At 66.9% G+C, this 12906-nt stretch carries 10 protein-coding genes; 1 reads left to right on the plus strand and 9 read right to left on the minus strand.

Annotated features, from left to right (window positions below):
- Positions 1–9: 9 nt before the first annotated feature.
- On the minus strand, positions 10–1290 hold the full coding sequence (murA, locus tag ACU0AG_RS13310) for a UDP-N-acetylglucosamine 1-carboxyvinyltransferase (protein WP_482782761.1): 1281 nt from the start codon (positions 1288–1290) through the stop codon (positions 10–12).
- Positions 1291–1430: 140 nt separating this feature from the next.
- Between murA and ACU0AG_RS13315 the strand changes: the two genes are divergently transcribed.
- Positions 1431–2309, plus strand: coding sequence for a UTP--glucose-1-phosphate uridylyltransferase (locus ACU0AG_RS13315; RefSeq protein ID WP_482782762.1), 879 nt, complete (start codon positions 1431–1433; stop codon positions 2307–2309).
- Positions 2310–2343: 34 nt separating this feature from the next.
- Here ACU0AG_RS13315 and ACU0AG_RS13320 read toward each other — a convergent pair whose 3' ends face one another.
- The 8 genes from ACU0AG_RS13320 to glnE form a co-directional block, all read right to left on the minus strand.
- Positions 2344–4158 (minus strand): flotillin family protein, encoded by a 1815-nt coding sequence (locus tag ACU0AG_RS13320; RefSeq protein ID WP_482782763.1) that lies wholly within the window; start codon positions 4156–4158, stop codon positions 2344–2346.
- A gap of 14 nt (positions 4159–4172) precedes the next feature.
- A complete protein-coding gene (locus tag ACU0AG_RS13325; RefSeq protein WP_482782764.1) occupies positions 4173–4802 on the minus strand; it encodes an OB-fold-containig protein in 630 nt (209 codons plus the stop codon).
- Positions 4803–4919: 117 nt separating this feature from the next.
- Entirely contained in the window at positions 4920–6224 is a 1305-nt protein-coding gene (locus ACU0AG_RS13330) for a cytochrome P450 (RefSeq protein WP_482782765.1), read from the minus strand.
- A complete protein-coding gene (locus ACU0AG_RS13335) occupies positions 6221–7762 on the minus strand; it encodes an acyl-CoA synthetase (protein ID WP_482782766.1) in 1542 nt (513 codons plus the stop codon). Before ACU0AG_RS13335 ends, ACU0AG_RS13330 begins: the two co-directional genes overlap by 4 nt.
- A gap of 242 nt (positions 7763–8004) precedes the next feature.
- Positions 8005–8721 carry a M23 family metallopeptidase gene (locus tag ACU0AG_RS13340; RefSeq protein WP_482782767.1) on the minus strand — a complete coding sequence of 239 codons (717 nt, stop codon included), beginning with the start codon at positions 8719–8721 and terminating at the stop codon, positions 8005–8007.
- A 120-nt stretch (positions 8722–8841) separates the two neighbouring features.
- The gene (locus ACU0AG_RS13345) at positions 8842–9633 is read right to left on the minus strand and encodes a ferritin-like domain-containing protein (RefSeq protein ID WP_482782768.1); all 792 of its coding nucleotides are present in this window, start codon (positions 9631–9633) and stop codon (positions 8842–8844) included.
- A gap of 21 nt (positions 9634–9654) precedes the next feature.
- On the minus strand, positions 9655–10128 hold the full coding sequence (locus ACU0AG_RS13350; RefSeq protein ID WP_482782769.1) for a peroxiredoxin: 474 nt from the start codon (positions 10126–10128) through the stop codon (positions 9655–9657).
- Positions 10125–12884 carry a bifunctional [glutamate--ammonia ligase]-adenylyl-L-tyrosine phosphorylase/[glutamate--ammonia-ligase] adenylyltransferase gene (gene glnE / locus ACU0AG_RS13355; protein ID WP_482782770.1) on the minus strand — a complete coding sequence of 920 codons (2760 nt, stop codon included), beginning with the start codon at positions 12882–12884 and terminating at the stop codon, positions 10125–10127. The genes ACU0AG_RS13350 and glnE overlap by 4 nt, the downstream gene beginning before the upstream one ends.
- Between the last annotated feature and the right edge of the window lie 22 nt (positions 12885–12906).

Genomic DNA, 12906 nt, shown 5'->3' on the forward strand with positions numbered 1-12906 from the left:
CGAGGAAGGTCAGTCGTCCACCCGCTCGATATCCGCGCCGACCAGCTGCAACTTCTCCTCCAGCCGCTCATAACCGCGGTCGAGGTGATAGAGGCGGCGCACGGTGGTTTCGCCCTCGGCGGCCAGCGCGGCGATGACGAGGCTCATCGAGGCGCGCAGGTCGGTCGCCATCACTTCCGCGCCGGTCAGCCGCTCGACGCCCTTGACGATCGCGGTGCGGCCTTCGGTGGTGATGTCCGCGCCCATCCGCGCCAGTTCCGGCACGTGCATGAAGCGGTTTTCGAAGATCGTCTCCTTCAGCACGCTCGCGCCTTCGGCCTTGCACAGCAGCGCCATCAGCTGGGCCTGCATGTCGGTGGCAAGGCCGGGATAGGGCGCGGTGGTGAGGTTGGTGGCCTTGAGCTTGCCGCTCGCCTTGACGTTGATGCCCTTGGCATCCCACGTCACTTCGACCCCGATCGCCTGAAGCGCGTGGATCGTCGCCATCATCTCGTCAGCGCGGGCGCCTTCAAGCCGCACCTCGCCGCCGGTGATCGCTGCGGCGCAGGCGTAGGAGCCGGCCTCGATCCGGTCGGGCATGACGCGGTAGGTGGCGCCGTGGAGGCGCTTCACCCCGTGGATGGTGAGGTTGGAGGTGCCGATCCCCTCGATCTCCGCCCCCATCGCCACCAGCATGTTGCACAGATCGACGATTTCCGGCTCGCGCGCGGCATTGAAGAGCCGGCTGGTGCCGTTCGCCAGCACCGCGGCCATCAGCGCGTTCTCGGTCGCGCCGACAGACACCACCGGGAAATCGAAATCGCCGCCCGGCATCCCGCCATCGGGCTGGGTGGCGCGGACATAGCCCGCCGCCAGCTCGATCCTCGCGCCGAAGGCTTCCAGTGCCTTCAGGTGCAGGTCGATCGGGCGGTTGCCGATGGCGCAGCCGCCGGGCATCGAAACCGTCGCCTCACCGCTGCGCGCCAGCATCGGGCCAAGCACGAGGATGCTCGCGCGCATCTTGCGCACCAGATCATAGGGCGCGACCGTGGAGGTGATCCGCGTTGCCTCCATGCTCATCACCCGGCCGAAATCCTCGGGCCGCGTGCCCTGGATCACGGTGGTGACGCCGAACTGGTTCATCAGGTGCTGGAACCCGTCGATATCCGCCAGCCGCGGCAGGTTGCGCAGTGTCAGCGGCTCCTCGGTCAGCAGCGCGCAGGGAATCAGCGTCAGGGCTGCATTCTTCGCGCCGGAAATCGGGATGGTGCCGGAAAGGCGGTTGCCGCCACGGATGATCAGTTTGTCCATTCCGCCAGCCTTAACGAAAAGTGCTTATGGCGCAACATGGCGCGGCGTGCTGCCAACAGTGATTGACCTTCGCGCAAGGGCGCGGCACGGGGCAGAAAACGGGCGCACGACTTTGCCGAAATTCCAGCAGCAGGTGCCAGATGTCTCCCAAGCCGATCCGTAAAGCCGTTTTTCCCGTTGCGGGGCTGGGAACGCGTTTCCTGCCCGCGACCAAGGTGGTGCCCAAGGAACTGCTGCCGGTGGTTGATCGCCCGCTGATCCAGTACGCCGTGGACGAAGCGCGCGAGGCGGGGATCGAGCAGATGATCTTCGTCACCGGGCGCGGCAAGACCGGGATCGTCGAGCATTTCGACATCGCCTTCGAACTGGAAAAGACCATGTCCGAACGCGGGCGCGATCTTTCGGTGCTGGAATGCACCCGCGCCACGCCCGGCGATGTCATCGCGGTGCGCCAGCAGGTGCCTTTGGGCCTCGGCCATGCGATCTGGTGCGCCCGCGCCATCGTCGGTGACGAGCCCTTCGCGATCTTCCTGCCCGACGAGCTGATGGTCGCCCGCGAAGGCGGCAGCGGCTGCATGAAGCAGATGGTCGAGGCCTACGCGCAAGTCGGCGGCAACCTCGTTTCGGTGCTGGAAGTCCCGCAGGAACAGGTTTCCAGCTACGGCGTGATCGATCCCGGCGTGCAGAAGGGTGCGCTGACCGAGGTGCGCGGGCTGGTGGAAAAGCCGCCGGTGGCCAAGGCGCCCTCGAACAAGATCGTATCGGGCCGCTACATCCTCCAGCCCGAAGTGATGCGGGTGCTTGAACGTCAGGAAAAGGGCGCGGGCGGCGAAATCCAGCTGACCGACGCGATGGCCAAGATGATCGGCACCCAGCCGTTCCACGCCGTCACCTTCGACGGGGCGCGTTACGATTGCGGCAGCAAGACCGGCTTTGTCGAAGCGACGCTGGCCATCGCCCTGTCGCGGCCCGACATGGGCGCGGATGTGCGGGCGATTGCGCAGCGGTTGCTGGGATAGGCTCCGCCCCTCCCTGCGGGGAGGGGGGCTTCGCTTACTCCGCCGCTTCACCGCCCGGCAGCGGGGCCGGGCTGCTGTCCTGCGGCTTGGCGGTTTTTGCCAGCTTGGGCTTGGCCTCTGCCGGCTGTGCAGGCGCAGATGCAGGCTTCTCCGCCTCTGCATCGGCAGCGCCCTTGACCATACCCGAGAGCGAGGAGCCATCCAGCCCCAGCTCCTTCATCAGCCCGTCGAGCACCGGCGCCTGGGCGCGATAGGCGAGCGCTGCGGCCACGGCATCGGACGCAAGATTGCCCGAACCGCCGCCCGCTCCGCCGCCTGACGCACCGCCGTCGCCCGCACCGCGCCCGCCATTGGTGAGGCCATCGACCTGCACGATCTTGATCGAATCGATCGCTTCCATCGGCTTGGCGCTTTCGCGGATAACCTCGGGCAGCACCTTGAGCAGCGCCATCTTCGTCTGGAGCGAGATCTGCTCCATCGAGAGGATATTGGCAGCCTCGTTGATGGCGCGCTGACCCGCGGCCTCCACCTCGAAGCGCACGCGGGCAGCTTCGGCGCGGAGCTTTTCGGCCTCGGCCTCGCCCTGGGCTTCGAACTTGAGGGCCTGGGCGCGGTTGGTCGCGGCGTCCTTTTCCGCTTCGGCCTGCACCTTGACGCCGATGGCGTCGCGTTCGGCCTGCTTGGCCGCTTCGATCAGCTCGATGGTCTTCTGACGTTCGGCGATTTCGCGTTCACGTGCGGTGGCGACGCGTTCCTCGGCCTCGACCGCCTTGGCGCGGGCCTCGTCGGCGATGGCCTTGGCCTGGCTTTCCTCGCGGGACTTGTTCTGCACCGCGATCTGCTGTTCCTGCCGGGCGATTTCGAGCGCGCGCTGCTGGTCGATGCGGGCTTCCTCGACGAGGCGGTCTGCTTCGATCTGCTGGGCATCGACCTGCTTCTTGGCCTCGATCCGGGCGGCCTCGGCCTCGCGGTTGCGCTCGGCCTGTTCGCGGGCGATTTCCGCCGCCTGCGCCGCGCGCCGCACTTCGACCTCGCGCTCCTGTTCCAGCCGCGCATATTCCTGATCGCGGGCAATCTCGAAGCTCTTCTTGTCGGCTTCGAGGTTCTTGCTTTCCATCTGGACGCGGGTGTCTTGCTCGATATCGTTGCGCAGCTTCTTGCGCGCCTCGATCTGCTCGGTCAGCTTGGTCAGACCCTCGGCGTCGAAGGCGTTGTTGGCGTTGAAGTGTTCGATGCTGGTCTGGTCGAGGCCCGTCAGCGAGACCGACTCCAGCTCCAGACCGTTCATCGCGAGGTCGTTCGAGGAAACCTGCTGCACCTTCTGCACGAAATCGGCGCGCTGTTCGTGCAGTTCGTTCATCGTCATCCCCGCCGCGACCGAACGCAGCGCGTCGACGAACTTGCCTTCGACGAGGTCCTTGAGCAGATCGGGCTGCATCGTGCGCTGGCCCAGCGTCTGCGCGGCCATGGCGATGGCCTGCGCATCGGGGCGGACTCGGACGTAGAATTCCGCCTTCACGTCGATCCGCAACCGGTCGAGCGTGATCAGCGCCTCGTTATCGCGCCGCACCACGGGCAGCACCAGCGTGTTCATGTTGACCGGCATGGCTTCGTGGAACACCGGGAAGACCAGCGCGCCGCCGTTCATCACCACCTTCTCGCCGCCGAGACCTGTGCGCACGAAGGCGGTTTCCTTGGTTGCCCGGCGGTAGAGCCGGACGAGGAAGGCGAAGAAGATGATGACGAAGAGCAGGCCGCCCACGCCGACAACGCCGTAAGTGATCAGGTCTCCGGTGGTGGAGGCCAGTTCACCCGACGTGGCCAATTCTCCGGACGTGGTCAGAGCCATCTGCGTTTCCCCTTTCAGCTATCAAGCCCGAGCAACGGGCTTTCATAATGCACGCCGTAGAAGGTTTCCCCCTCGCGGCGGACGAGCAGGACAGTATCGCCTGCGTTCAGTTCGAGTGCCGGATCGTGCGGTTCGACCATCACGAAATGGGCCTGCCCGTGCATGTCGATCACCTTGGCCCGCGCCGGCGAGCCGCTGCGGGCGGTGCCGATCTGGATTTCGGCATCGCGGCGCACCAGATCATCGAGGCTGATCGCGGTGGTTTCGTCCCTCGGCAGCACCGCGGCGAGCGGGCGCATCGCCAGGCTGTTGAGCGGCAGCGCCGCCCCGCCTGCGGCCAGCATCGCCCATCCGGCAGACAGCGGCGCGCCGAACGTGCCTTCAATCACCGATTGCCCGATCAGCCCTGCGGCGCCGAAGGTGAACAGCAGGCTGGCGAGCCAGATCAGGAACGGCACCCGGCCCAGCCCCAGCAGCGTCGTCAGCGCCTCGCCGAGGCCGCCAGCTTCCAGCCCGTCAGCCCCGTCAAATTCGCCCGCACCCTCGATCACCTCGGAAATCCCGGTGAGTTGCAAGAGGGCAATCACCGCGAGCGCCCCGAAAGCGATCAGGAACGGCAGGTTGTGGGCCGCCAGCAGGCTCATGCCGCCTGCTCCGCCATGTCACGGCAAAACATCAATCCCATGCCCCGAAAGCTAGGGCAAAGACTGTTGAAGACAAAGCGGAATCGGACGCTGTCTGTCCGATTCTTGCGGCCCCGATCAGGCCGGCGCCACCTTCAGCGGCAAGGTCTTCAATCCGCCGACAAAAGTGCTGCTCGCGCGCTTGGCCTCGCCCGCCGGTTCGACGCTCGCCACGCGGTCGAGCAGGGCTTCGAACAGGATCCGCATTTCCAGCCGGGCCAGATGCAGGCCAAGGCACTGGTGCGCGCCCGCACCGAAGGCGAGGTGGCGGTTGGGCGAGCGGGCGGCATCGAATTTGCGCGGGTCGGGGAACTGCGCGGGATCGTGATTGGCCGCGACATAGTTGATCATCAGCCAGTCGCCCTTCTTGATCGCCTGCCCGCCGATCTCGCAATCCTCCGCCGCAGTGCGCATGAAGTGCTGCACCGGGCTGGTCCAGCGGATCGCTTCCTCGACGATGCCGGGCAGCAGGCTGCGATCGGCCTTGACCCGCGCCCATTGCTCCGGATCATTCGCCAGCGCCTGCATCGCGCCTGCGGTGCTTGCCGATGTGGTGTCATGCCCGGCGGTGGCGACGATGATGTAATAGCCCGCCATGTCGCGCGGCGGCAGCGGCTGGCCATCGACAGTGGCATTGGCGATCACGCTTGCCACATCGTCGGTCGGGTTGCGGCGGCGATCCTCGGCCAGCGCGGCGAAGTAATCCTCGAAGGTCTTCACCGCACCCGCGACGATCTGCACCACCTGTTCGGGCGTCATCTGGTCCATGCCGCTGCCTGACAGGTCCTTGTCCTGCCCGCCGAACAGCTGCTGGGTGAGCATCTGCATCCGGAATTCATCCTCGGGCGGCACACCGAGGATCTGCATGACGACCCGCAAGGGATAGGGGCCGGAGACTTCCTTGACGAAATCGACCTCGCCGCCGTGCGCCTGTGCAAGTTCCAGCATCCGGTCGACCGTGCGCGCCGCCAGCGCCCGCAATTCGCCTTCCAGCTGCGCAAGGTTCCTCGGCATGAACCATTCCTGCGTCAGCTTGCGGTATTTGGGGTGGATGGGCGCGTCGAACACCACCAGCGAATCGACCAGCATGTTCGATCCCGTCGCCGCGCGGCTGAATTCGATCGCCTGGTTGAAGCTGAACACCACCGGACGCGGGTTGTTGAGGAAGGTCGCGTTATCCTTCGAAATCCGCATCACATCGTCATAGCGGGTGACGAGCCAGAACGGCTCGAACAGGCCCGGCGTGTCCGGCTGCACCTTTGCCACCGGGGTTTCGGCGCGGATGGCATCGAAGGTGTCGAGCAGCCCGCTCCACTGCGCATAGGCGTGCGGGTCGATTACCCGCCGGGCGATGTCGCCGGGCAGCACCGCCTCGCCGCTCATGCCGCCGCAGCCTTGGCCGCGTATTCATCCCGCAGCTCGCGCTTGTAGAGCTTGCCATTGGCCTCGCGGGGCAGTTCGGGGCGGAAGTCAAACAGCTTGGGCATCTTGATCTTGCTGAGACTGGGCGCGAGGAAATCGCGCAGCTCCGCCTCCAGATCGGGGCCGGCGTGGGCCATGTCCTTCGGCTGCACCACCGCCACCACCTTTTCGCCCAGATCGGGGCAGGGCGCGCCGATCACCGCGGCGTCCATCACCTTGGGATGGGTGACGAGCAGGTTCTCGATCTCCTGCGGGTAGATGTTCACCCCGCCGCTGATGATCATGTGGCTCTTGCGGTCGGTCAGGAACAGGAAGCCGTCCTTGTCGAGATGGCCGATGTCGCCCAGCGTCATCCAGCCCTTGGGATGCATCGCCTCGGCGGTTTTGGCCGGATCGTTGTGATAGGTCGGCAGGTTTTCGTTCTCGAAGAAGATCAGGCCATCCTGATCCGGCCCCAGCTCCTCGCCCTCCGGCCCGCACACATGCACCTTGCCGTGCACCGCGATGCCGACCGTGCCGGGCTTCATCAGCCAGTGTTCGGACTTCACCAGCGTCATCCCGATCATTTCGCTGCCGGCGTAGTATTCATTCACGATCGGGCCCCACCATTCGATCATCTCGCGCTTGATCGGCACGGGGCAGGGCGCAGCCGCGTGGAGCGCACGCTTGTGGCTGGACAGGTCATACCGGCTGCGCACTGCGGGATCGAGCTTGAGGAAGCGCACGAAATGGGTCGGCACCCACTGGCTGTCGGTGACCTTGTAGCGCTCGATCGCCTTCAGCGCCTCTTCGGGATCGAACTTCTCCATCATCACCACCGTCCCGCCGAGCCGGTGCACGATCGAACACCAGCCGATCGGCGCAGCGTGATAGAGCGGGGCGGGGGAGAGATAGACCATCGAGCCATCGGCCGGCATGCCTGCACCCATGGTGGCAAGGCCGAGCAGCGGGACGGGCGCCATCGGATCGGGGTCCTCCGGCGGAGCGGGGCGGATGCCCTTGGGGCGGCCCGTGGTGCCGGAAGAATAGAGCATCACCATCCCGGCGCGCTGGTCGGGGATCGCGGTTGCCGGCTGGGCGGCCAGCGCGGCGGCGAAATCCTCCGCATCGCCTGAATCCATCACCAGCACCGCAAGGCCGGGGCATTCGGCGCGGATATCGCCGAGGAGGCCGCTGAAATAGCCGCTGGTGATCAGCAGCTTCGCCTGCGCGTCGCGGATGATGTAGGCGGCCTCGGGCGCGGTCAGGCGTGACGAGATCGGCACCAGCATCGTGCCGGCGCGCTGCGATCCCCAGATCAGGGTGAAATATTCGATGCGGTTTTCCAGCAGCACCGCAAAGGCATCCCCCTGTCCGATCCCGTGGGCGCGGAGCAGGTGGGCAAAGCGGTTCGATTCCGCCTCCATTTCGCCATAGGTGATCTGCTTGCCCGATCCGGTCATGATGACAGCGGGGTGATCGGGGCGGGCCGCGGCGTGCGCGGTCGGATGCATCGACATGTTTTCTCTCTCCCTTGCCGCTGACACGGCCTGGAGAGGAAATTACGCGAGGCGTGCTACCCCGCAAGCAAAAACGGTATGGGAAATGCTACCGAAAACGCGGTTGCGGCGGGTCGGGAGCGGGCAAGAAAAAAGGCGGCGGGTAAACCCGCCGCCATGTTCGGACACCCTCTCCAATGTCCGGCCCGTTTACACGGGCAATCTCGTGAGGCTTGCTCGCCCGAGACTTTGCACAAGGGGGCTTATTCGCCGCCCTGGCCGGTCAGACGAGCATCGCGGGCGTAAGCCAGCTGTGCTTCGCTCTCTACCATATACGGAATCGGATTGACTGCAAGCCCTTCGACGCGGACTTCGTAATGCAGGTGCGGACCGGTGGAACGGCCGGTCGAACCGACGTAACCGATCAGGTCGCCCTTTTTCACATTGTCACCCGCAGCAACCGCAAGGCGCGACAGGTGGGCGTAGCGGGTTTCCATCGAAGCGCCGTGGTTGATGCTGATGAACAGCCCGTAGCTCGAATACCAGTCGGCGCGGCCCACGATCCCGTCGGCGGTCGCATAGACCGGGGTGCCGGTCGGCGCGGCGAGATCAATGCCCTGATGCTGGCGGCGGCCGCCGAGCACAGGGTGGGTGCGCATCCCGAAACCGCTGGTCAGCGCCGCACCTTCGAGCGGCATGCGCGACGGCACCGAAATGCCGCGCTGCGGGATCGGCGAGGAATAGGCCGGAACATCGAGGCCGGTGCCCAGCGTCGGGCTGGTGCGTTCCAGCGCGGTCCAGCTGGTGAACAGCGACTTGAAGCGCATGTCGTTATTGGCAGCCACATCGCCCTGCGCATCGCGCACCGGCTCGACAATGTCGGCGCTGGTGGTGGCAGTGGCGGAATTGGCGGTGTTGGCGAAGGCCGGCGAAGCGGCGGAAACCAGAAATGCGGCGCAGGCTGATGCTGCAAGCTTCATGACATGGCGCACGGCAAATTTCATAACTGACCCGGTTCCCGATAGCGGCGTTTCGCCGTTGGAATTTTCCGGCACGTCGATCGCGCGCCTTTGCTGGAGTGTGGTTATCCGGGTGAGTCGTTAATGTGCAATCGCCGCGTAAAATTCACGCGACAAACCGGCTGCAAGACGCGCCGAGTCGTTGAACGGTGGCTTAACGACCCCGCGAAAGTGCCGTTTTACGAGGTTCTGCCAAAGGGATTCGGGATTCGCCTGCGCCATTTCGGCACAGCGCAAAAAGTGCTTTGTCCCGAAAGCGACGTGGCGGATTTCGTCGTCAAGTATCCGTGCGAGAATTTTCGCGCCGCCCGCGTCACCGGCTGCGCGCACCCGTTCCAGCGTCGCGGGCGTCACGTCCAGACCGCGGGCCTCCAGCACCATCGGCACCACCGCGAGGCGCGCGGCGACATCGTGGCGGGTCGCGTGGGCAGCCTCCCACAATCCGGCGTGGGCAGGCAGCGCGCCATAGTGGCTGCCGAGCTGTTCGAGCTTTCGTGCCAGCAGCGCGAAATGCATCGCCTCGTCGGCGGCGACATCGAGAAAATCGCTGACAAATTCGCGCCCCATGCTCGCCCCGAATCGCCCCGCCATATCGAGCGCGAGGTCGATGGCGACGAATTCGATATGGGCAAGGCTGTGCCACAGGGCGATTCGCCCGCGCTGCGATCCGCCCTTGCCGCGCTTGGGCATCTGATTCGGCGGGAGCAGTTCGGGGGCATCGGGCCAGGCGGGCTGATCCGGCATCGCCACATCGAATTCCCACGCCAGCGCGCCGCGCCGCCAGCCCCGCGCCAGCTCGCGGGTGGCGAAACACTTGGCACGCGGATCGGCAGTCAGCAGCGCGGCGCGGATGGCGCGGGCAATCGTGGTCATGCAGTGATCAAAGCGGCGCTGTCAGAGGGCTTGGGCCGCCGCCAGCACCTCTTCGGCGTGCCCGGCGACCTTCACCTTGTCCCAGATGCGCGCGATTTTCCCGTCGGCATCGACCAGATAGGTGGCACGGACCATGCCCATGTAGGTCTTGCCGTACATCTGCTTTTCCGCCCACACGCCCAGCGCGTCGCTGAGGCCGCCTTCCTCCGCGTCGGTGGCGAGCGGCGCGGTGAGGCCGTGCTTGGCGATGAACTTCGCGTGCTTTTTCGCCGGGTCCTTGCTGACCCCGAGCAGCTTCGTTCCCGCCGCTTCGAACTGGTCCTTCAGCGCGGAGAAATCCTTGTTCTCGGTGGTGCAGCCGGGGGTGTCGTCCTTGGGATAGAAGAAGATCACCAGCTTCGATCCGGCAAAGTCCGAAGGCTTCACACTTCCGCCTTCGGGGGTTTCCATGGCGATATCGGGGATGGCGTCGCCAAGGGTGGGGAATTTGCTCATGCGGGGTTCTCCTGTTCGCTTGCGAGAATGTCTGTCCCGAGGATTTGTTTCCACGCCTGCGCCACCTCGCCGCGGGCCGCAGCGAAGGCTGCGAGCAGCGCGTCGTAGCTTTCATGCCCGCACGCCCGCGCCAGTGTCTTCGCGCCCGAAGGCGGCGGTTCGCGCCCGTCAGGGGCAAGCAGGCGTCCGGCGACGAGCATCCGGCTCATCAGCGCATGGGGTCCGGCGAGGCTGGCGGGGAGCAGCCCTGCCTCGGCAAGGCCTGCCAGCGCGACAGTCAGATCGGGATCGAGCGCGCGGGGTGCAGCGGCCGCGAGCGGCGCGCCATCGGCTGCCTCGCCCTTCAGTTGCAGGTAGTGGACGAGGAATTCGATATCGACCAGCCCGCCGCGTGCCAGCTTGGCATCGACCGGCCCGGCCTGCGGCTTGTGCCGCGCCATCTCCGCCCGCATCCCCAGCACCGCCTCGCGCAGGGCTGCCTTGTTACGGGGCGCGTGGAGCACTTCGGCCAGCACCGCCTCCAGCTGCGCCCGCGCCGGCGGGGAGCCATAGAGCACCCGCGCCCGCGCCAGCGCCATATGCTCCCACGTCCACGCCGCCTCGCGCTGGTATTTGCCGAAAGCCTCGCAGCTGACCGCCAGCGGGCCCTGATTGCCCTGCGGCCGCAGCCGCGTATCGACCTCGTAGAGCGCGCCCTGCGCGGTCGGCACCGACAGCGCGGCGCTGACCCGGCTGGCGAGGCGGTTGTAATAGACCGTCCCGCCTAGCGGCCTTGGCCCGTCCGATTGCGCGGAAAAATCGCCGGTGAAGAGGTAGACGATATCGAGATCGCTGGCATGGGTCAGCGCCCCGCCGCCCAGCCGCCCGAGGCCGAGGATCAGCAGCTCGCTCTCTGCAATCCGCCCGTGCTTGGTGGCAAATTCCGCGACGGTTGCTTCCGCCGCCAGCGTCAGCGCGGCTTCGGCGGTGCGCGACAGGGCGCGGGCGATGGCGAGCGGATCGGCCAGCCCTTCGATCAGCTGGATGCCCAGCGCGAAGCGGATTTCGCCGGTGATCACGCGGATCGCATCGAGCAGCGCCTCGTAATCGTCCCGCGCCGCCGCCCCGCGCATCCGCGCCATGATCGCAGGCACATCCCCCGGCAGTTCGAGCGCGTCGCGATCGATCAGGGTGTCGAGCCGTTCGGGCTTGCGCGCCAACTCGTCGGCCAGCACCGGGGTGAGGGTCAGCGCGGCCACCAGCCGGCGGATCAGATCGGGCCGCGCATCGAGCAGGCGGAAGGTGGTGATCAGGCTCGGCACGCTTTCAATGATGCGTTCCCAGCGGGTGATGGCGCGCATCGGATCGTCGCTCTGCGCGATCGCCTGAAGCAGTGCGGGCGCCAGCCGGTCCCACGCCGCCACCGCCTGCGGGGAGCGGATCGCCGCGTGCCGCCCGTCGCGCCAGGTCTCGATCCGCTCGGCAAGGGTATCGGGCTCGGCAAAGCCCCATTGGGCAAGGCTGTGCGCCAGCGCGCTGACCGGCATGGCCACCGGCACCTGCGCCGTGCGTCTTGCGCCGATCAGTTCCTCGTAGATGGTCCCGGTCCGGTCGGTGAGCGCGGTCAGCTCCGCCACCAGCGCCGCGCCATCGGCCAGCCCGTCAAGCTGCGCGACATTATCGAGCGCCGCGGCATCGGGCAGGGCATGGGTCTGGCGGTCGTGGACCATCTGGAGGCGGTGTTCCACCTGCCGCAGCCGGTCGTAGCCTTCACCGAGGACCTGCGCATTTTCGGCGGCGATCCAGCCGGCCGCCGCCAGCGCATCGAGCGCCGCCCGCGTGCCGCGCACCCGCAGCGATGCATCGCGCCCGCCGTGGATCAGCTGATGGGTCTGGGCGTAGAATTCGATCTCGCGGATGCCGCCGCGCCCGCGCTTCACGTCGAAACCGGGGCCGGGCTGCGGCGGGCCTTCATGGCTGTCACGAATGCGCTGGGTGAGAGCGCGGATTTCCTCGATCGCGCCGAAATCGAGCTGCCCGCGCCACACAAAGGGGCGGATCTGGGCGAGGAAATCCTCCCCTGCCGCGATGTCGCCTGCTGCCGCACGGGCGCGGGTGAAGGCGGCGCGCTCCCACGCCAGCGCTGCGCCCTGATAATGCGCCAGCGCCGCGCCGACCGGCACGGCCAGCGGGCTGACCTCGCTGGCCGGGCGCAGCCTGAGATCGACCCGCAGCGCATAGCCATCCGCCGTGCTCGACGAAAGCAGCGCGACCACACGGCGGGCATAGCGTTGCGCGGCATCGCCCGGATCGTCGCTGGCGCGGCGGGGCAGGCGGTCGCGGTCGAACAGCAGGATCGGGTCGATGTCGGATGAATAGTTGAGCTCGCCCGCCCCCTGCTTGCCCAGCGCCAGCGCGATGAAGCCGGCAGCGGATTCCTCGCCGCAGCGTTCGGCAATCGCGGTGCGGATCGCCCGGTCGAGGGCGCGGTCGGCAAAGGCGGTGAGTTCGCCCACCACCTGCGTCAGCGCAAATGCGCCTGCCAGATCGCCCACTGCCAGCGCTGCGGCGAGCGCCAGCCGCTCGCGCCGCAGGGCCACTTCGGGATCGGGGTGCGCCGCCTGCGCCCGCGCCCACACCAGCGCTCCCTCGCCGTCACCCGCTGCCAGCAGCGCGGCAAGATCGGGCTGACGCTCCAGCGCCCGCGCCAGAAACGGCGCATGGGTGCGTGCGCGGTGCAGCGCGCTGTTCCAGTCGGCTGTCAGGTTCTCTCCCATCGACTGCCTCTGTGGCGCTGGT

The sequence above is a fragment of the Erythrobacter sp. RANMB8 genome (genome assembly GCF_056848235.1).

Excerpts from the sequence above, each read along its gene's own strand:
- murA (WP_482782761.1), bottom strand. The coding sequence starts at position 1,290 with ATGGACAAACTGATCATCCGTGGCGGCAACCGCCTTTCCGGCACCATC.
- ACU0AG_RS13315 (WP_482782762.1), top strand. The coding sequence starts at position 1,431 with ATGTCTCCCAAGCCGATCCGTAAAGCCGTTTTTCCCGTTGCGGGGCTG.
- ACU0AG_RS13320 (WP_482782763.1), bottom strand. The coding sequence starts at position 4,158 with ATGGCTCTGACCACGTCCGGAGAATTGGCCACGTCGGGTGAACTGGCC.
- ACU0AG_RS13325 (WP_482782764.1), bottom strand. The coding sequence starts at position 4,802 with ATGAGCCTGCTGGCGGCCCACAACCTGCCGTTCCTGATCGCTTTCGGG.
- ACU0AG_RS13330 (WP_482782765.1), bottom strand. The coding sequence starts at position 6,224 with ATGAGCGGCGAGGCGGTGCTGCCCGGCGACATCGCCCGGCGGGTAATC.
- ACU0AG_RS13335 (WP_482782766.1), bottom strand. The coding sequence starts at position 7,762 with ATGTCGATGCATCCGACCGCGCACGCCGCGGCCCGCCCCGATCACCCC.
- ACU0AG_RS13340 (WP_482782767.1), bottom strand. The coding sequence starts at position 8,721 with ATGAAGCTTGCAGCATCAGCCTGCGCCGCATTTCTGGTTTCCGCCGCT.
- ACU0AG_RS13345 (WP_482782768.1), bottom strand. The coding sequence starts at position 9,633 with ATGACCACGATTGCCCGCGCCATCCGCGCCGCGCTGCTGACTGCCGAT.
- ACU0AG_RS13350 (WP_482782769.1), bottom strand. The coding sequence starts at position 10,128 with ATGAGCAAATTCCCCACCCTTGGCGACGCCATCCCCGATATCGCCATG.
- glnE (WP_482782770.1), bottom strand. The coding sequence starts at position 12,884 with ATGGGAGAGAACCTGACAGCCGACTGGAACAGCGCGCTGCACCGCGCA.